The organism is Holzapfeliella saturejae (assembly GCF_037546065.1).
In the GTDB taxonomy this organism is placed as follows: Bacteria; Bacillota; Bacilli; order Lactobacillales; family Lactobacillaceae; genus Holzapfeliella; species Holzapfeliella saturejae.
This window is the reverse complement of record NZ_JAWMWG010000001.1, coordinates 327,831-346,016: the sequence shown is the minus strand read 5'-3', so window position 1 is coordinate 346,016 and position 18,186 is coordinate 327,831. Positions and strand designations below refer to the sequence as shown.

Below are 18,186 nucleotides of genomic sequence, written 5' to 3'. Positions count from 1 at the left end.
TTTATGTTTCCCTTTTTTTATGACCCTTACTTTTTCCTAATTTTAATTGGAATGGGACTTTCTGCTCTTGCCTCAATGCTGGTTCAATCAACTTTTTCTCGCTATAGTAACGTACTTAGTCAATCTAATTTAACCGGTGAACAAGCTGCACAAGCTATTTTAGCAGATCAAGCTATTCATAACGTAACCGTTCACGCTATCGCAGGTAATTTAACCGATAATTACAACGGTCAAAATAAAACATTGAATTTATCTGAGGCCACTTTTAATCAAACATCAGTTGCAGCAATTGGCGTTGCTGCCCATGAAGTTGGCCATGCCATTCAAGATGCTCAAAATTATGTGCCCATGAGACTACGAGCACGAATCGTCCCAGTTGCAAATTTAGGTGCATCTCTTTCAATGCCACTTATCTTATTAGGTATTTTCTTAGGTATGAACCAAATGCTTATTAATATTGGGATTCTGGCATTTGCTGCGGTACTAGTCTTTCAAGTGGTCACTCTTCCTGTTGAATTTGATGCATCAAGAAGAGCTATTGCATCCCTTAGAAATCAGAATTTACTAACTGAAACCGAACTTTCGGCTGTTAAAAAAGTCCTAACAGCAGCTGCATTCACCTATATTGCATCGGCCCTAAGTACCTTCTTACAACTATTGCGTTTAGTGTTATTGTTTAGTAATCGAAACAACGATTAAGTTATCTAGTAATGGAGATTTTTTAACGTGAATTTTCTAAGACCCCTTCTGTTTATCTTGCTTTTTTTAAATACAATCTTTTCAATTTACCTTGTCTTCAAACGTCCCCGCAGTATTGCAACCACTTGGGCTTGGTTTATTTTGCTAACCGTACTCCCTGTCCTCGGGTTTTTACTTTACGCCTTTTTTGGTCGCGGATTAGCTGAAGAAAATTTAATGGCCATTAGCACTCAAAAAGAAGTGGGATTAGATTACGCTAAACAACTTGAAAAAGAAAGCCTTAATTATGATAATCCAAATGATACAACCCAAGAGGCACGATTAGTTGTTGATTATTTTAATTACAGCCACAAAAATCCACTCTCAAAAGAAAATGATGTGAACTTTTTTACTGATGGCTCTTCTAAATTCAAAAATCTATTTAAAGATATTATTAAGGCTAAGAACAGTGTTCATGTTGAATACTACTCTTTTTATGATGATGCTATTGGCCATGATTTTATCACTTTATTAGAAGATAAAGCGCGCGAAGGCGTTGAAGTTAAGTTAATTTATGACCCTTGGGGGTCTGTTGGTAACAGTAGCAGTTTTTTTGATAATTTGGAGCGTTTAGGTGGCATTGTTGTTCCTTTCATTACCTCAAGAAATATGATTCGCAAATATCGACTAAACTATCATCTTCACCGTAAAATTGTTGTGATTGATGGTAAAATTGGCTGGACCGGTGGGTTTAACGTGGGGGACCAGTACTTAGGACGTAAGAAAAAATTTGGCTACTGGCGCGATACACATGTTCGAATTGTAGGACCTGCTACATTGTTATTACAAGAACGATTTGTCTTAGATTTCAATGCCTCGATTCAAGATAAGCAGCATAAAATTACGTTTAGACCCGCTTTATTTCCAAAACCTAGCCTAAAAAGTCGTGATAATACTGCGATTCAAATTATTTCAGATGGGCCTGAGCAAGAAGAAGATTTTTTAAAAAATGGTGTCATTCGTCTCATGAATATTGCGCGCCATAAAATCTGGATTCAAACCCCTTATCTTGTTCCTGATGATTCGATGATTTCAACCTTAGTGATTGCAGCTCGTTCAGGAATTGATGTTAAGATTATGATTCCTTGTAAACCAGATCATCCCTTTATTTATCGGGCAACGCAATACTATGCGAATTATCTAACAAAATATGGCATTGAAATTTACATTTATAACAATGGCTTCTTACATGCTAAAACCGTTATTGTTGATGATAAATTTTCAACAGTTGGTTCAATGAACCAAGACTTTAGGAGCTACATGCTTAACTTTGAAGCCAATGCCTTTTTCTATGACAAAAAAATTAGTAGTCAACTCGCACAGCATTTTAAACATGATATGAAAGACTGCACACTATTGACTCAAAATATGATTAACCAACAATCAACTACACTAAAATTAAAACAACAAGTTTCACGCTTATTGTCACCTATTCTTTAAACCCTATTTTACAAATAGGGTTTTTTTAGAGATAATGAATAATAGTATTGAAGGGAGGTTATGTGTTGCGTCAATTTAGTCAATCAAAAAAAATCGTTCTAGCTGTTTTTGCAGTGGTGACAATCCTAGCCGGATTAGTCTTTTTCTTACTCGCAAATTCCAGTCGTAACCACGAAAAAGAAGTCGCAATGATGAGCCAAGAAATCGTCTCGGAATCTCAGTTTTCCGCAATTAATACTAGCTCATCCTCAACCTCTATGCTCGAAGCAAGACACCATAGTTTGGTTGGTAATTGGTCTGGGTCTAACCTCTCATTCTCATTCAAAACCAATGGCACCTATACTTATCAAAATACAGATTACACAGCATCTGGATCTTATTTGGTAGCTGGTGAATATGATGATATTATCTTATTAAAGCTATCTTATTTCCGCCAAAATGCTGGCGATACCTATTTATATTTAAGATTTAATGATGGTGACACTAAAGTCTCCATAGATAACCTAGGGACATTTTCAAGAGCTACCGACGTTTCACCTGTTAATCCTGGTTTTTATATGACAAATAGTCTGAAATCTGCGCCACAATACGCCTCTGAATCCTTAATTGGAACCTGGACACGCATTTCAAATGATGGCCAAACTATTGATTATGTCAATTACAATCCTGATGGTAGTTTTGAAGAATTTAATAGCCAAATGGTCAAAATAAAATCAGGACAATTTTCAGTTAATACCCAAGGTAAAACAATTACTGTACTAGAAGACTTTGACGACAATTCTCCCGGCATCAAAATACCCTATTCAACTAATAGCAATTTTACTATCTTAACCAGTCTAGCAAACGATCAACCTAATACGGTTTCTTACAAAAATAGTTTGCCTGATAAATTAACTTAAGGAGGTTATTTTATGATTCCTAATTTTTCACTTTATAATAACAAGCCTATTCCAGCACTTGGATTTGGAACTTACAAATTAACACAAGCAGGTGGTATTGAAAGTATTAAATCTGCTCTTAATTGTGGTTATCGTTTGATTGATACTGCTTATAATTATCAAAACGAACGTGAAGTCGGTCAAGCCATTCAAGAAAGTGGCGTTGCTCGTGAAGATATTCAAGTGATTTCTAAATTACCTGGACGTTTTCAAAGGTACGATGATGCTAAACAAGCTCTAGCAACTTCTCTTGAAAACCTAGGACTAGATTATGTGGACTACTACTTAATTCACTGGCCTAATCCAAAACAAGGTTTTTATGTAGAAGCCTTTCAAGCCTTGCTTGATGCTAAAAAAGAAGGTTTAATCAAAGAGGTTGGGGTCTGCAACTTCTTACCTGAACACCTCACTCGTCTAAAAGAAGAAACTGGGGAATATCCAGCAATCAATCAAATTGAATTGCATCCTTATTTTTCACAACCAGAACTACGTGAATTCCATCAAAAACACGAGATTGTTACACAAGCCTGGAGTCCACTACTCCGCACTTCTTTAGTTGATGAAGAGCCTGTATTGCGCGAACTCGCAGCTAAATACGATAAATCCATTTACCAAATTATCCTAAGATGGATTTTCCAGCTAGGTGTCATTGCTATTCCAAAATCAAGTTCAAGAGCAAGACAAGAACAAAATCAAGCTATTTTTGATTTTGAATTATCTTCAACAGAAGTTGACCAAATTTGTGCACTAGACCGACCAGATGGCCGTCAAAAAAATCAAGATCCAGCAGTATATGAAGAATTTTAACAACAAGGAGAAAAATTTGACTACTGATTTATACCCCAATGTTGCGGCTTTATTAAAAGAAGTCGAAACATTATTAAACGCTAAGTTACTTATCAAAATTAATGATGACCACAAAGAAGGATTAGACCCAGAAGCTTCGTTTACTAAACCTATCAGTGCTAATACCTATGAAATACATGTCCCTAAAAAAGAGTTCTTAAACTTTTGTGTCGCACATGAATTATTGCACCTTAAACAATATGGCCTAAACGTTGTAACGGCTTCACTTGCTTTTCCTCTGAACCAAAATAATTTATCACAAGTTATCAGTGAAGTTGGTGATTTCACAACCACTTGTGCTATTCACCAACTCATCATTCCAGCTTTAAAAGACTTGGATGTTTTAACTTATGAAGTTCAACAAGCTATCTTAACTCGTGTTTTAGCCGTTATTCCAAAGGAACAAGAAACTGATAGTGCTTTCTTGAAATTATCACGTGCTTTACAAATTTTAGATACCTTTATCTTTTGTGAAGGCTTTAAAACAAGAAATTCTACGTTACACTATACTTATCCTTTAGCTTTTGACGCCGCCGAAAAATTGCTTAAATCTATGCGCAAAAACACGATTGATACCAACCGAAAATTACGTGGCACCATTGTTAAAGGATTGAATGCAGTAACTGAATTTTATCAAAACATGGGCATTCAATTACCTGCTTTAAATCAGACAATGGCGGTTTCACCTGTTTTATCTGATCGTCAACTCAATCGCCAACACCTTTCACAATTGTTTGAATTATGGAATCCAAATGATTTAATCAGCCAACAAGAAACCACTTATTTAGTTGGAATTGATAAGACTGATCATCAAGCTTCATTTGTTCTTAAAAATGTAGATATGACGCCTGAAAACATACAAAAATTATATCAACTATCACCAAAAGAGGTTTTTGAGCAGTATAGCATTGCTTACTGTTTACGTGATGGTCATACGCTATAGAAAAAAGCTTAACTCATGAGTTAAGCTTTTTTATTTTTGATTTAACTTCTTTTTCTGTTGGAATGGAGTCAACGGCTCCTAGTTTTTGAACTGCTAATGATGATGCAAAATTAGCGTAGGCAATCGCTTCTGATAAATTTTGATAATCTAGTGCTAGTTGTGATAATAGCGCACCAATAAACGTATCGCCTGCAGCTGTTGTATCAATAGCTTTGACAACATGTGCCGCAATTTTACCAGAATCTTGTCGTTTACGGTTTGAATAGTAAACGCCTGCTTTTCCCAAAGTAATAATCACCACTTCAATCCCTTTTTGATGGAAAAATTCAGCTGATTCACTCAAAGTTTGATTATCTTTGATTGTAATTCCTGTTAGCTTTTCACTTTCAGTTTCATTAGGGATAATGATATCTGTTAACGCATAAAGATAATCAAAATCAGCTTCAATTACTGGACCCGGGTTTAACACGGTCTTAGCTTGATTGGCTCTAGCCAACGAAAAAGCTTCTACAATGGCAGGTAAAAGAACCTCAAATTGCGCTAAAACAAACTGTGCTTCTTGAATAACGCTTTCACTATCTTGAACCATCTGCGGTGTTAGTAAATGATTGGCTTCAGCTGATACAACAATTGAATTTTGACCTGAACTTTGCAATAAAATATAAGCTTGGCCTGTATTTTCATTAGGTAATTGTTTAACAAAACGGTGATTAATTTCGTTTTTTTGAAGCATTTGTTTAAACTCATCACCATGACTATCTTGTCCTAAACAGCCAATCATCGCCACTTGGCTACCATTTCTGGCACAAGAAACCGCTTGGTTTGATCCCTTACCTCCAAAAGCGTAACTCACAGCTTTTTGAGTATGAATCGTCTCTCCTGCAAGCGGTAAATTAGTTATTTGCAAAATAATATCCCGGTTTAAACTACCAACTACAGCAACTGAATTTTTTGTACTCATCTTGTTCCTCTTTCACTATTAAACAAATTTTAAATCTTGAAATGGAAAAACAATGACTTTGACAACACTTTCTAGATTGTCTGGTGTGACATAACCAAATGAGCGACTATCCAGCGAATTAGCACGATTATCTCCCATCACAAAATAACAGCCATAAGGGACATGCGCTCGTCCAGTAAAATCACCTAAAACAAAATCATCTGTCTTAACATCAGAAGCTAAATAAGGTTCATCGGTTAGCTGACCATTAATGTACAACTGGTTATTTTTTACCTGAATAGTATCGCCACCAACACCAATTACCCGCTTAATGTAGCGCACTTGTGAGTCCTCTGGTGACTTAATCACGACAATATCGCCGCGACTAGGTTTGATCATTTTTAAAGAAATCGTGTATTGGCCATCATGTAATGTTTTTTCCATTGATTGCCCTTTTATAATACCGATATTGATAACTTGGGTAAACAAAAACCAACAAAATGCCCCTAAAATTAAAAATTCTATCACTAATTTACACAAAAATTTAAAGATTGAATACACCTTTTTTCACCTACTTTTTCAAGTTTATCCTACCAACTTAATATGAATTTTTCGTGATAATTGCTTAAAAAATTGATGTGAAACCTCGTAAATCAAAGATTTTATTTGAAATTTTTAACCTGAAATGTTTTTATAGAAGTGCAAAATTAAAGGAGGATTTTATTTATGAGTTTTGATTTATCTACACGTATCACTTTAAATAATGGTACAAGTATTCCTCAAATGGGACTTGGTGTTTGGAAATCTAACAACACACAAGCCAAAGAAGCGGTTATGCTTGGTTTAAAACATGGTTATGAAATGTTTGATACTGCTAAACAATACGGAAATGAACGTGGTGTTGGTGAAGGTCTTGTTGAAGGACTTAAAGCTGTTGGCAAAAGCCGCGAAGATATCTTTTTAACAACTAAAGTTTTTGGTGGTGACCAAGGTTACCAAGAAACTCTTGATGCTATCGATGGTCAACTAGAACGTCTACAAACTGACTACGTTGATTTATTACTTGTTCACTGGCCTGTAACTGGTAAATATGTGGACACATGGCGTGCAGTTGAAGAAATTTACAAAGCTGGTAAAGCACGTGCAATCGGTGTCTCAAACTTTGACAACGAACGTATGCAAAACTTGCTTGATCACGCAACAATTATTCCAGCCGTTAACCAAATGGAATATAATCCACTAATTCAAGAACGTGACATTTTAGCATTCAACCAACAACATGGTATTCATTTACAAGCTTGGTCACCTCTTGGCGGTGGAGCTGTTTTAAATGACCCAGAACTAAAACAAATTGCTGATAAATACAACAAAACAGTTGCTCAAATTGTTTTACGTTGGAACTTCCAAGGTGGTATTATCACAATTCCAAAATCTGTTCATGAAGAACGTATTCAACAAAATGCTGATATTTTTGACTTTGAATTATCTGCTCAAGATATGCAAAAATTATACAGCATGAACCAAGAAAAACGTTCACTTTGGTACAATGACTTCTCATGGGAAGGCGGAGACATCCAAGAATCCGTTGAAGAATGGGGAGACTAAACAAGTCCGTTAGTTAAATAAAAATGCTCTCAGTGAAAACTGAGGGCATTTTTTTAAAGTCAATATTATTGAATCACTTTAATTATAGTGTTAGTCTTGCCCCGTTGCATGAATGATGATGATTAATTAAGAAAACGGGGGTAATACTATGAAAGATGATAAAGTTATCGTTGCATTAACTGTCGGATTTATTATTTTTATTGTGTTGTTAGTTTTAAGTTTAGTTGGATTTTTCGATAGTCTATATTGGTTAAGAATGGTTGCAACTGCATCTATTACTTCTCTAGTAGCAATTGGAACACGCAAATTATTCGAGTTAAAAGCTCAACATAAATCCTGATAAAAAAAGAGAATCGTTATAGATTCTCTTTTTTTATCAGCTAACTATTACCATTGTTCATGATTCCAGAGTCGACCATCTAATTCGCCTTCCGCTAAATCATGACGCACTTCTAGTTGATGCTGAAATTGATTGAGATAACTCAATAATGCTCTTTTTTCGTAGTTGTTTTCGTTTTTTGTTGCTTCTTCAATAATGGCTTTCATCCAGTCATTCTTCATTATCTTTCACCTCATCTAATGCTTCACGTAAGTCTTTATAATCGGTTAGCTGTTCTTCTAAGGTATCGACAACTGCCTGCAGTTGGATATTTGCATCTAATTCAATTGTTTGTTTGACTTTATTTAACAAATACTGACCTTTATCAACAAAACTTGGATTAATTAATTCTACGTGAATCAAATAATCAACCAATAAATGGTATTGCTCTTGCTCATTTAAATAAGCAAATTGATACACAATAAACGGTGTTAAGTAATCAAATCCTAATTCATTTGCGAAAACCTGATAAGGTCTTAAAATTTCATTTAAACTAAATTGTGATTTTTTTCCGGGCTGAAAATCCTTTTGAGGTTGTCCTGTATTAATCACTAGAGATAAGCTTTTTGATTTCAATCGATTGACTTTTTTCAGCTCATTGATAAATCGATTAGTGAAAACATCATCTTGCCACTTTTTAAGTGAGTAAGGTGACAAATACCAATATAATGGAAATTGCAAAATGACATGATCAGCAGCTAAAATTTTTTCTTGGTGGTCAGCAACATTAAATTGCTGACTTGAATGAAGTTCTTCATCGAGAACCGTTATCTCAACATCTGCCTCTGCTAAAGCGAGTGTTGATTTGAAAAACTGTTGTGTCACAGAATTATTAACATCGGGGTGTGAAACAAAAATTTGGACTTTCATGGTGTTCCTCCTGGTTTTCGTTGACAATAATCTATTCTAAGGGTATCATATATAAGTAAATCTAATAAGAAATGCAATAGAGGTTGCGGTAATCACTAAATAATTGCGAGTGGGTAGCTCACATTGACCAATTGTAGCAGGATTTTCGCCGAAGAACATTAGCAGACTACACTGCTAGTCTTCTGGGCCTAGTCGACAGACGGCTAGGACTGTCTCAGTTTATCTGAGGAGTGCTATTATGTTATTTAATCACCAATAATTTATTTCATAATGCCTCAAAGCCTTTATTATTTAAAGGTTTTTTTTATTGTGTAAATTCAAAAAATGAAGGAGTAATTTTATGAAAAATCTGAAAGCTAACCCGCTGTTAACTTTCTTTTCCGCTATTATCATGCTTCTTGGACTAGCCGGTTTTTCCAGCAACCAAGTGCACGCTGAAGAAAGTGATACCTTACGTGTCGGAATGGAGGCTAACTACCCTCCTTACAACTGGACACAACAAGATGATTCTAATGGGGCTGTCAAAATTGACGGAGAATCACTTTATGCAAATGGATATGACGTTCAAATGGCTAAAAAAATTGCCGCTGGACTTGGCAAAAAAAATGTTGTAGTTGCTAAAACCCAATGGGATGGGCTACTTCCTTCTCTAACTTCTGGCAAAATAGATATGATTATTGCGGGTATGTCACCAACACCTGAACGTCGCCAAGCTATCGACTTTACAAATGCTTACTATACTTCAAATATTATAATGGTCGTCAATAGCAAGGGAAAATATGCTAATGCAACTAGTTTAGCTGACTTCAATGGTGCTAAAATAACAGGACAATTAGGTACTTTTCATTATGATGCGATTAACCAAATTCAAGGTGCGATTAAAGAGCCAGCTATGAAAGACTTCTCAGCAATGCGTGTATCACTTGAATCAAAAACTATCGACGGCTATGTTTCTGAGAAGCCTGAAGGTATTAGCGTTTCAGGTGCTAACCCTAACCTTAAAATGATTGAGTTTAAAAATGGACAAGGATTTCATTTAGACACCTCAGAAACACAAAGTGCTATTGGATTACGCAAAGGTGATCCAAATCTTGAAAAAGTTAACGAAATTCTAGCAACAGTTCCTGAAAACGAACGTGATCAAATGATGACAGATGCCGTTCATAATCAACCAAAACCTGCAACTGAAGGTAACTGGTTTATCAATATTTGGCAACAATATGGTTCAATGTTACTTCGCGGAACCGGTATGACTGTTTTTATTTCACTAATTGGGACTATTGTTGGATTCTTTATCGGTCTTTTAGTGGGAATTGTTAGAACAATTCCACTTGCTAAAACACGTGGTAAACGCTGGTTAACTCGTGTTGCCAACTTCTTAGCTTCAGTTTATATTGAGGTCTTCCGTGGAACTCCGATGATTGTACAAGCAGCGGTATTCTACTATGGTGCTGCCCAAATGTTTGGACTTAATTTAGATCGTACAGTTGCCGCTTTAGTTGTTGTTTCAATCAACACAGGGGCTTACCTTTCTGAAATTATCCGTAGTGGGATTATTTCAACTGATGAAGGGCAATTTGAAGCTGCGAGTGCTTTAGGAATGAACCACTTCCAACGTATGAGAAAAATCATTCTTCCTCAAGCTGTTCGTAACAGTTTACCTTCTGTAGCTAACGAATTTATCGTTAACATTAAAGATACCTCAGTATTGAGTATTATCTCAGTTTCTGAATTATTCTTCACAGGTTCAACAATTGCTGGTCAAAACTTCCAGTTCTTCCACACTTACCTAACGATTACATTTATTTACTTAGTGCTAACCTTTACTATTACACGTATCTTCAGATTTATCGAAAAGAAATTAAATGGTCCTAAAGATTACAATTTAATGGCTAATCAAGAACAAGTGACTTCTAATTCAAGAGAGGTGAAAAACTAATGGCTAACCAAGAATCAATTATTAGTGTTCGTAACTTAGAGAAAAAATTTGGAAATCATCTCGTTTTAAAAGATATTTCCCTAGATGTTACACCAGGTGAAGTGGTAACCATTATCGGTTCTTCTGGTTCTGGTAAATCAACGTTATTAAGATGTTTAAACTTACTCGAAGATCCAACCAGTGGTGAAATTAACTTTAAAGGTGAAAATATTTTAGGTAATGGTTTTGAAATTACAAAATACCGTTCTAAAGTAGGGATGGTTTTTCAATCCTTCAACTTATTCAACAACCTGGACGTGCTTGAAAACTGTATCGTTGGTCAAACAACCGTGCTTGGTCGGTCTCGTGAAGAAGCTGAAAAAATGGCTATGGAACAGCTTAAAAAAGTCGGCATGGATCCTTACATCAAAGCAAAACCTGCCCAACTTTCAGGGGGACAAAAACAACGTGTGGCGATTGCTCGTGCTGTTTCAATGTCACCAGATGTTTTACTATTTGATGAGCCCACCAGTGCACTTGATCCTGAAATGGTTGAAGATGTGCTAGCTTCTATGAAAGCTTTAGCACACACTGGATTAACCATGATTTTGGTTACTCACGAAATGGCTTTTGCCCGTGACGTTTCTGATCACGTTGTTTTCATGGATAAAGGTGTTGTGGCTGAAGAAGGTACGCCACAAGAAATCTTTAACAATCCAAAAGAAGCTCGTACAAAAGAGTTCTTAAAACGTTATTTAAACCAATAAAAAACACCGCTTAAAGCGGTGTTTTTTTTTATTCTAAAATCAAGTTTGTGACTTCATTTACACGTGTTCTAAATGGAAAGTCTTCTGCTAACATTTCAGGTAAAATATTTTCAAAGAAATACTGCACACTGTATAAGTGATTAAATTGCTTGATACTTTGTAAACTTTCACGATAAATTTCCATAAAAACTTCTTGTGGATTTCCTTTTTGAATTTCACCAAATGCTTCGTATAATAAATCCATTTTATCTGAAATTGATAAAATTTGACCTTCTAACGTCTCATCTTTCCCCTCGGATAATCGTCTACGGTAACGTTCTTGTAATTCTTGTGGAATTTCACTTTGAATAAAACTTTCTGTCATTGAGTCCTCGACATTTGCGATTAATTCACGCAATTCTGATGTTGCATATTTGACCGGTGTTTTAATATCGCCAATGAAACGTTCGGTATAATCATGATTTAACGCTTTTTCATATAGCACACGCCAGTTAATGATATGTCCTGAAATTTCTTCTAAATCACCTAGCATTTGGGCCATTTGTGTCACTCTAAATGAGTGAGTTGAAACAGAATGTTGTTGATATTGAAAGTACCCCGGTGCTCGATTCAATGTCTCTAAGTTATTTAGTCCTTGTAAGTAAGCATGCATTCCCATAAAAATATCCTCCTAATTTTTGACAAATTTTTTCTATATTATCAAATTAAATTCACAAAAACAACTTTGGGCCGAAAAAAAAGCGGTGATATTTAAAATATCATCGCTTGTTTTTTATTAGTCGTTATTTTTTCTTGATTTCAAAAAGTTAATAACATCTAAGTTATCTTGTAAACGTTTCTTCAAGTTTGTACTATTTACTGGACGACGGTCATTACCGACACCAACGTGCACGTTTGTTCTTTTGTTGTGTCCCATAATATCTCTCCTTATTTTAATCTTTCTAGTCTATAATATAGAAAATTAAGAATAAAATCAAGTATAGCTAATCTTTTAATGAAAATCCACCATGAACTTCTGACGCATTGTAAACTAATACAAAAGCTTTAGGATCAATATCTTCAATAACACTTAACATTGAAAAATAATCGCTATTTTCAATGATTACCATAACCATTTTATTTTCATAACCTGTATGACCACCTGTTACATCAAATAATGTTGTCGTTGTCCCATACTCTAAAATCGCACGTCTAATTTGATCTTCTTTTTCTGCAGACATAATATACAACACTTTTTTATGATCTAATCCAACTTCAATGTAATTCATCACAGCAGATGAAATAACAAGGGAAACTGTCGCAATCACAAAACTTTCAAATCCTGTTACGAAAATATTAAATACCGTAACTAAAACATCAATAATCAACAGTGTAATCGGTTCTTTGATTCTAAAATATTTTTTTATAATCATGGGCGGAACAGCCGTCCCACCACTTGAAGAATTAACACGATAAAGAATAGATAGCCCCACACCAAAAATAGCACCAGCAGCAATTACACTGACAAATGGATCATTAACCAGCTTTATTTCTGGCGTCACTCCCAAGAGAACTGGTAGTAAAAAGCTACCTAAAGCAATATTAATAGCTGTCTTTTTCCCTAAGAAAATATAGGCTAAAACCAACATTAATAAATTCAAGACTAAAACGCTAATAAAAGTTGGGATTGATAAAACAGCCTCTAATAAAACCGCAATCCCAGTCACCCCACCTAGTCCAATACTATGTGGAGCTTCAAACATATTAATACTTATGGCAATAATCTCAGTTCCCAATACAATTAACAATAACCTGATAATTGTCTCTTTAATGGTTTTTTTCGATATTGTTATATTTAAGCAAATCCTTTTCTATTAACTTTTCAATGAAAAACCACCATGAACTTCTGAAGCATTATAGACTAAGACAAAAGCCTTAGGATCAATATCTTCTAAAATACTTAATAAAGCATAATAGTCGTTGTTTTCAATCACGACCATAATCATTTGGTTTTCCTCACCACTATGGCCACCAGTCACATCAAATAGTGTTGTTGTCGTCCCGTAAGCTAAAATAGCTTTTCGAATTTGATCTTCTTTTTCTGGAGACATGATATAAAGCACTTTCTTACGGTCTAAACCTGTCTCAATATAGTTGATAACGGCAGATGAAATAACTAGTGATATAGTTGCAATCACAAAACTTTCAAATCCCGTTACAAAAATATTAAAGAAAGTGACAACTAAATCAATCACTAATAACGTAATTGGCTCTTTAATTCTAAAATATTTTCTCACAATCATTGGCGGAACGGCCGTCCCACCACTAGATGCGTTGCATCTATACAATAATGCTAACCCAGCACCAAAAATGGCACCTGAAGCAATCACACTTACAAATGGGTCTTTAACTAGCATAATTTCTGGCGTTAATGCCAAGCCAACTGGTAGCATTAAACTACCAAAAGCGATATTAATCGTTGTTTTTTTCCCTAAAAAGAAATAGGAAAGTACTAACATTAATAAATTAAGCACTAAAACAGTGGCATAAGTTGGAATCGAGAATACAGCATCTAATAACACTGAAATCCCACTAACCCCACCAAGTGCAATACTGTGAGGTGCCGCAAACATATTAATACTTATAGCAATAATCTCTACACCTACTGCGATTAGTAAAAAACGCATTAACGTTTTCATTATTTGGTTTTCTTTCATTTATCATCATCCTTCATTAAGGTGTCTAGTCATTTCTATTTTCACGTTCTTTTTCTAACATTTCATATTGACGTTGTGAATTTTGAGCAACACGTTCTGCATCTTGATAGTTTTGTTTAGCTACTTTAATGCGTTCTTGTAGCTCTTCATCACTAAATCCCGTCATTTCCTTTTGAATTTCAAAGGTTTCTTCATATGACTTTCTAACTGCTTCATAACCAACTTTTGTAGCGGCTACTAAACGCGTTCCCAAACTCTTAGGTGTTGGTTCCGCCGCAAATTCTTCAACGTTACGAACTAAGGGGTAACTTACACGTTTATTCCACATCGTAATCAATGGACCCGCAAAGAAAGCAATGATAATTGTAGCAAAGCCAACTGGTCCACCTAATACATAAGCACTCACCATAAATATCAAATCTTGAATGATACGAGCGATTTTATATTTAATATGCAATCTTTTGCTTAAAATCGGCGCTACTGCATCATATGGTGCCACACCAAGTCCTGGTCCCATATATAATGAACTCCCTAGTGTAAATAATAGAAGTCCGATAACAGCTGAACCGATTGAAACTAGTGTTGAAGTCAAAATAAAGAAATTGCTAAATGATTCATAAAAGAATTGTATTTCAAATCCTACTAAAACCATATTCATTATAGTACCAAACCCGATTTTTTTACGATCAAGCAATACAATAAATACGAATATAATAAAGTTAAAACCAAGTTGAAATATCCCTAAATCGATATGAAATTTAGAAGATAGTGCTGTATTGATAGCTGTAAACGGATCAAGCCCTACAGACCCTAATCTCAATATTGCAGCTCCAAGAGATAACACCGTTATCCCTGCAAATGAGACTAGCGATTGTAATACAAATAACATGATTCTTCTTGTCAGTTTCGGTCGAGAATTCTCCAAAATATCAACTTCCTTTTTATTAAATCTATTATTATTTTATCATAAATCGCTAAATAATTCTTTTTTTAACGCAAAACATAAAAAAACGGCCATGATTTTCATGGCCGTTTGACGAGAAAAATTAGCAGATTTTTGTGCCGAATCTTTCCATATCTTTTTTAAGTTGATCAGCATCAGCTGGTTCAGTATATTCAATAACTGAAACCGCACCATCTAAAATACCACTGTCATCACGTAAAACAAGTGATGCGTTTTTGTATTCTAGTACTAGACCGTTGCCTAGAAATGCTTCTTCTTCTTTTGAAGTTGTTAAGTCTAAATCGAAATCATTTTCGACAGGAGTTGTATAATCATTGTCAGGTTGGTTACTGAACACAAATTGAAATTTATTTCCTATTGCACAAGAGCCACCCATTTTTGAAAATTTACTTGAGCCATCATCCAATGCTAGGAAAACATGTCTCTTATCTGATGGTAGTTTATCTTTCAAAAAGTCTTTTGCTGTGTCTTTAATTACTAATTTCATAAATTAGCGCCTCGCTTTCGCAAAAATAAATTGTGTACAATTTTTACACTTATTATATTAATCGAAAGTGGCCACAAATACAACCTTTATTTTCAATTTTTATTACTTTTTGTAATTGAAACATTGTCGGTATTTTTATTTTCATGTAGAATGGATTAATAAAATAAGATAAGTAGGTGTACGGAACTTGGAAAGAAAATTATCACATCGTCATATGCAGATGATTGCACTCGGCGGTACAATTGGGGTCGGTCTATTTATGGGGGCCAAGTCAACTATCGGTTGGACTGGTCCATCTGTATTAATCGCCTATGCGATTGCCGGATTATTTCTTTATTTAATCATGAGAGCTTTGGGTGAAATGCTTTATGTTGATCCTTCTACTGGATCATTTTCTAAATTTGCTTCTGAATACATTCACCCAGTATTTGGTTATTTAACTGCTTGGAGTAACATTTTCCAATTTATTGTAGTCGGGATGAGTGAAGTTATTGCCATCGGTGAATATATGGAATTTTGGTTCCCAGGATTACCAGTTTGGGTACCAGGTGTCATTGCTATTGCATTATTAATGATTGCCAACCTTATCTCCGTTAAAATGTTTGGTGAGCTAGAATTTTGGTTCTCACTGATTAAAGTTGTCACAATTATTTTAATGATTATTGTTGGTTTAATCTTTATCTTTTTTGGGCTAGCAGGTCATCCTGCAACAGGATTAAGTAACCTTTGGGCTCATGGTGGATTCTTCACTGGTGGATTCAACGGCTTTATGTTTGCTTTAGCTTTAGTGCTAGCTTCTTATCAAGGTATTGAGTTAGTTGGGATTACAGCTGGTGAAGCTGAAGATCCACAACCCACTTTAGTTCGTGCGATTAAATCAACCGTTAGTCGTATTTTGATTTTCTACATTGGGGCTATCTTTGTTATTGTAACAATTTACCCATGGAACGGTTTAAACGAAGTTGGTTCACCATTTGTGGCCACCTTTGAAAAGGCCGGTATTACATTTGCAGCGGGTATCATTAACTTCGTTGTGTTAACTGCTGCTTTATCTGGTGCCAACTCAGGTATCTATAGTGCTAGCCGTATGTCTTATACTTTAGCCAATGATAACCAAATTCCAAAAGTATTTAAAAAATTAAATCGTCATAATGTCCCTTACATTGGGGTTATTACTATTACATTGGGAATTTTATTAGGTGTTTTCCTAAGTGTGATTATTCCTATGGTATTCCCTGGTACTAACAACATCTTTGAACTTGTTTATAGTTCAAGTGTGTTACCGGGTATGGTTCCTTGGGTTGTCATTTTAATTAGTCACTTAAGATTTAGAAAACAACATCCTGAGTTACTAAAAGATCACCCATTCAAAATGCCATTATCACCTTACACTAACTACTTAACACTCGCATTTTTAGCTGTAACATTAGTTTATATGTTTATTAATCCAGCTACACGTGCTTCGCTATTAGTTGGGGTGGCATTCTTAATTATTATGACCATTATTTACTTCATTAGATTCAATGATAAAAAAGCTAACTAAACAAAAAGACTACTCAACTGAGTAGTCTTTTTTCTATGCTAAAATATTGTTCATTTTCTTTTGTAGGGCTGATAAGTTCAATTGATACAGTTCTTTTTCGTTCACTTCGATAAAGTTTGCGTTGTTAAACCTGACTAAATCGGCTTTAACAAAATTAATTTGCCATTGTTGATGCGTAAAAGTATGTGTCACTTTTTGGCTATCATCTACTTCGATATGAGCTAACTCAACTGAATAATTAGCCTTAAAATAATCAACAATAGCTTCTTTTTCAACATCTGACTTTTTGATTAGTGGAAACATTGTAAAATTAGCCAAAATCCCTGTCTGAGGTCTTTTCTCTAATAAATAACCGGTTGGCGTTTTAATAACAAAAGCATAGTACGGTATTTTTTGTGGCGGCTTCTTCTTTGTTTTAACTGGATAATCAAGGTAAGTCCCTTCTTGACCGCTCGCATCAAATTCATAAACAGGCGATTGTTCAATAATAGGGTTCTTTGCTTTCATATAACTTGAACCCAAATCCATAATAGCCTGATTAAAATCACCTGGTCGATCAGGGTCAATAATTTTTTTAACAATATTATAAAATAGGGTTTTTGTTTTGGGCTTGGCAATATCATCCTCGATTTTAAGTAATCGTGCAAAAACTCGAAAGGCATTCCCATCAATAGCCGGTTCAACTTCACCAAAAGCAATTGATGCAATCGCACATGACGTATAAGGTCCAATTCCCTTTAACTGTTCAAGCTCTTTAGCTGTTTTGGGCCAGTGACCTTCATAGTCCAGCACAATTTGTTTGGCCGCTGCTTGCATATTACGAGCTCTAGAGTAATAACCTAATCCTTGCCAAACAGCCATTAATTCATCTTCTGGTGCTTGTGCTAAATCAAAAACAGTTGGAAAGGCTTCAATAAATTTTAAATAGTAATCAATTACTGTATTAACTTGCGTTTGTTGTAGCATTATTTCACTAATAAACACGTGATATGGATCTGTGTCTTTTCGCCAAGGCAAATCACGTTTATTTTCATCATACCAGGTTAATAGTGTTCTTCTAAATTGTTTAATCGTGTCATCAGACCATTCAATATAACTGATTACAATCACTC

At 35.0% G+C, this 18,186-nt stretch carries 21 protein-coding genes and 1 riboswitch; of the genes, 10 read left to right on the top strand and 11 right to left on the bottom strand.

What is annotated here, in order from left to right:
- Positions 1-3: 3 nt before the first annotated feature.
- The 5 genes from R4Y45_RS01625 (at position 4) to R4Y45_RS01605 (ending at position 4,905) form a co-directional block, all read left to right on the top strand.
- A complete protein-coding gene (locus tag R4Y45_RS01625) occupies positions 4-699 on the top strand; it encodes a zinc metallopeptidase (protein ID WP_339968624.1) in 696 nt (231 codons plus the stop codon).
- A gap of 27 nt (positions 700-726) precedes the next feature.
- Entirely contained in the window at positions 727-2,178 is a 1,452-nt protein-coding gene (gene cls, locus R4Y45_RS01620; RefSeq protein ID WP_339968622.1) for a cardiolipin synthase, read from the top strand.
- Positions 2,179-2,243: 65 nt separating this feature from the next.
- Entirely contained in the window at positions 2,244-3,077 is an 834-nt protein-coding gene (locus R4Y45_RS01615; RefSeq protein WP_339968620.1) for a hypothetical protein, read from the top strand.
- Between the two features lie 12 nt (positions 3,078-3,089).
- Positions 3,090-3,923, top strand: a complete 834-nt coding sequence (locus R4Y45_RS01610) for an aldo/keto reductase (RefSeq protein ID WP_339968618.1) — start codon at positions 3,090-3,092, stop codon at positions 3,921-3,923.
- Between the two features lie 16 nt (positions 3,924-3,939).
- Positions 3,940-4,905: a hypothetical protein gene (locus R4Y45_RS01605; protein ID WP_339968616.1), complete on the top strand. Its 966-nt coding sequence runs from the start codon at positions 3,940-3,942 to the stop codon at positions 4,903-4,905.
- 13 nt (positions 4,906-4,918) lie between these two features.
- Here the strand turns inward: R4Y45_RS01605 and rbsK are convergent, their stop codons facing one another.
- Together rbsK and lepB are read right to left on the bottom strand one after the other, a co-directional pair.
- A complete protein-coding gene (gene rbsK / locus R4Y45_RS01600; RefSeq protein ID WP_339968614.1) occupies positions 4,919-5,866 on the bottom strand; it encodes a ribokinase in 948 nt (315 codons plus the stop codon).
- An 18-nt stretch (positions 5,867-5,884) separates the two neighbouring features.
- Positions 5,885-6,373 (bottom strand): signal peptidase I, encoded by a 489-nt coding sequence (lepB, locus tag R4Y45_RS01595; RefSeq protein WP_339968612.1) that lies wholly within the window; start codon positions 6,371-6,373, stop codon positions 5,885-5,887.
- A 198-nt stretch (positions 6,374-6,571) separates the two neighbouring features.
- Between lepB and R4Y45_RS01590 the strand changes: the two genes are divergently transcribed.
- Positions 6,572-7,450 (top strand): aldo/keto reductase, encoded by an 879-nt coding sequence (locus tag R4Y45_RS01590; RefSeq protein ID WP_339968610.1) that lies wholly within the window; start codon positions 6,572-6,574, stop codon positions 7,448-7,450.
- 148 nt (positions 7,451-7,598) lie between these two features.
- A complete protein-coding gene (locus tag R4Y45_RS01585) occupies positions 7,599-7,790 on the top strand; it encodes a hypothetical protein (protein ID WP_339968608.1) in 192 nt (63 codons plus the stop codon).
- A 47-nt stretch (positions 7,791-7,837) separates the two neighbouring features.
- Here the strand turns inward: R4Y45_RS01585 and R4Y45_RS01580 are convergent, their stop codons facing one another.
- Positions 7,838-8,011 carry a hypothetical protein gene (locus R4Y45_RS01580; RefSeq protein WP_156403309.1) on the bottom strand — a complete coding sequence of 58 codons (174 nt, stop codon included), beginning with the start codon at positions 8,009-8,011 and terminating at the stop codon, positions 7,838-7,840.
- Positions 8,001-8,699, bottom strand: coding sequence for an NAD(P)H-dependent oxidoreductase (locus tag R4Y45_RS01575; protein ID WP_339968604.1), 699 nt, complete (start codon positions 8,697-8,699; stop codon positions 8,001-8,003). Before R4Y45_RS01575 ends, R4Y45_RS01580 begins: the two co-directional genes overlap by 11 nt.
- A gap of 69 nt (positions 8,700-8,768) precedes the next feature.
- Positions 8,769-8,943, top strand: a riboswitch (Lysine riboswitch).
- A 96-nt stretch (positions 8,944-9,039) separates the two neighbouring features.
- Here R4Y45_RS01575 and R4Y45_RS01570 point away from each other — a divergent pair.
- Entirely contained in the window at positions 9,040-10,638 is a 1,599-nt protein-coding gene (locus R4Y45_RS01570; RefSeq protein WP_339968600.1) for an ABC transporter permease subunit, read from the top strand.
- A complete protein-coding gene (locus R4Y45_RS01565) occupies positions 10,638-11,384 on the top strand; it encodes an amino acid ABC transporter ATP-binding protein (RefSeq protein WP_339968598.1) in 747 nt (248 codons plus the stop codon). Before R4Y45_RS01570 ends, R4Y45_RS01565 begins: the two co-directional genes overlap by 1 nt.
- A gap of 28 nt (positions 11,385-11,412) precedes the next feature.
- Here R4Y45_RS01565 and R4Y45_RS01560 read toward each other — a convergent pair whose 3' ends face one another.
- From R4Y45_RS01560 to R4Y45_RS01535, 6 genes are all read right to left on the bottom strand, one after another.
- Positions 11,413-12,042, bottom strand: coding sequence for a YfbR-like 5'-deoxynucleotidase (locus R4Y45_RS01560; protein WP_339968596.1), 630 nt, complete (start codon positions 12,040-12,042; stop codon positions 11,413-11,415).
- 117 nt (positions 12,043-12,159) lie between these two features.
- Complete coding sequence (locus R4Y45_RS01555) at positions 12,160-12,300, bottom strand: hypothetical protein (protein ID WP_339968592.1); 141 nt, start codon at positions 12,298-12,300, stop codon at positions 12,160-12,162.
- A 67-nt stretch (positions 12,301-12,367) separates the two neighbouring features.
- On the bottom strand, positions 12,368-13,171 hold the full coding sequence (locus R4Y45_RS01550; RefSeq protein ID WP_339968589.1) for a YitT family protein: 804 nt from the start codon (positions 13,169-13,171) through the stop codon (positions 12,368-12,370).
- Positions 13,172-13,237: 66 nt separating this feature from the next.
- Entirely contained in the window at positions 13,238-14,080 is an 843-nt protein-coding gene (locus tag R4Y45_RS01545; protein WP_339968586.1) for a YitT family protein, read from the bottom strand.
- A gap of 25 nt (positions 14,081-14,105) precedes the next feature.
- Complete coding sequence (locus tag R4Y45_RS01540) at positions 14,106-14,969, bottom strand: YczE/YyaS/YitT family protein (RefSeq protein ID WP_339968583.1); 864 nt, start codon at positions 14,967-14,969, stop codon at positions 14,106-14,108.
- Between the two features lie 157 nt (positions 14,970-15,126).
- Positions 15,127-15,531, bottom strand: a complete 405-nt coding sequence (locus R4Y45_RS01535; RefSeq protein ID WP_339968579.1) for an iron-sulfur cluster biosynthesis family protein — start codon at positions 15,529-15,531, stop codon at positions 15,127-15,129.
- Positions 15,532-15,718: 187 nt separating this feature from the next.
- Here R4Y45_RS01535 and R4Y45_RS01530 point away from each other — a divergent pair, with 187 nt between their 5' ends.
- Positions 15,719-17,074 carry an amino acid permease gene (locus R4Y45_RS01530; RefSeq protein WP_339968576.1) on the top strand — a complete coding sequence of 452 codons (1,356 nt, stop codon included), beginning with the start codon at positions 15,719-15,721 and terminating at the stop codon, positions 17,072-17,074.
- 33 nt (positions 17,075-17,107) lie between these two features.
- On the opposite strand, the gene mutY is transcribed toward R4Y45_RS01530, so the two are convergent.
- Positions 17,108-18,181 (bottom strand): A/G-specific adenine glycosylase, encoded by a 1,074-nt coding sequence (gene mutY / locus R4Y45_RS01525; RefSeq protein ID WP_412747368.1) that lies wholly within the window; start codon positions 18,179-18,181, stop codon positions 17,108-17,110.
- Positions 18,182-18,186 lie beyond the last annotated feature (5 nt).

Bases quoted from the DNA above. Each gene is read 5' to 3' on its own strand.
- R4Y45_RS01575 (WP_339968604.1), bottom strand. From the start codon at position 8,699: ATGAAAGTCCAAATTTTTGTTTCACACCCCGATGTTAATAATTCTGTG.
- R4Y45_RS01540 (WP_339968583.1), bottom strand. From the start codon at position 14,969: ATGTTATTTGTATTACAATCGCTAGTCTCATTTGCAGGGATAACGGTG.
- R4Y45_RS01610 (WP_339968618.1), top strand. From the start codon at position 3,090: ATGATTCCTAATTTTTCACTTTATAATAACAAGCCTATTCCAGCACTT.
- R4Y45_RS01590 (WP_339968610.1), top strand. From the start codon at position 6,572: ATGAGTTTTGATTTATCTACACGTATCACTTTAAATAATGGTACAAGT.
- R4Y45_RS01570 (WP_339968600.1), top strand. From the start codon at position 9,040: ATGAAAAATCTGAAAGCTAACCCGCTGTTAACTTTCTTTTCCGCTATT.
- R4Y45_RS01560 (WP_339968596.1), bottom strand. From the start codon at position 12,042: ATGGGAATGCATGCTTACTTACAAGGACTAAATAACTTAGAGACATTG.
- R4Y45_RS01565 (WP_339968598.1), top strand. From the start codon at position 10,638: ATGGCTAACCAAGAATCAATTATTAGTGTTCGTAACTTAGAGAAAAAA.
- R4Y45_RS01555 (WP_339968592.1), bottom strand. From the start codon at position 12,300: ATGGGACACAACAAAAGAACAAACGTGCACGTTGGTGTCGGTAATGAC.
- rbsK (WP_339968614.1), bottom strand. From the start codon at position 5,866: ATGAGTACAAAAAATTCAGTTGCTGTAGTTGGTAGTTTAAACCGGGAT.
- R4Y45_RS01545 (WP_339968586.1), bottom strand. From the start codon at position 14,080: ATGAAAGAAAACCAAATAATGAAAACGTTAATGCGTTTTTTACTAATC.
- R4Y45_RS01535 (WP_339968579.1), bottom strand. From the start codon at position 15,531: ATGAAATTAGTAATTAAAGACACAGCAAAAGACTTTTTGAAAGATAAA.
- R4Y45_RS01625 (WP_339968624.1), top strand. From the start codon at position 4: ATGTTTCCCTTTTTTTATGACCCTTACTTTTTCCTAATTTTAATTGGA.
- R4Y45_RS01580 (WP_156403309.1), bottom strand. From the start codon at position 8,011: ATGAAGAATGACTGGATGAAAGCCATTATTGAAGAAGCAACAAAAAAC.
- R4Y45_RS01585 (WP_339968608.1), top strand. From the start codon at position 7,599: ATGAAAGATGATAAAGTTATCGTTGCATTAACTGTCGGATTTATTATT.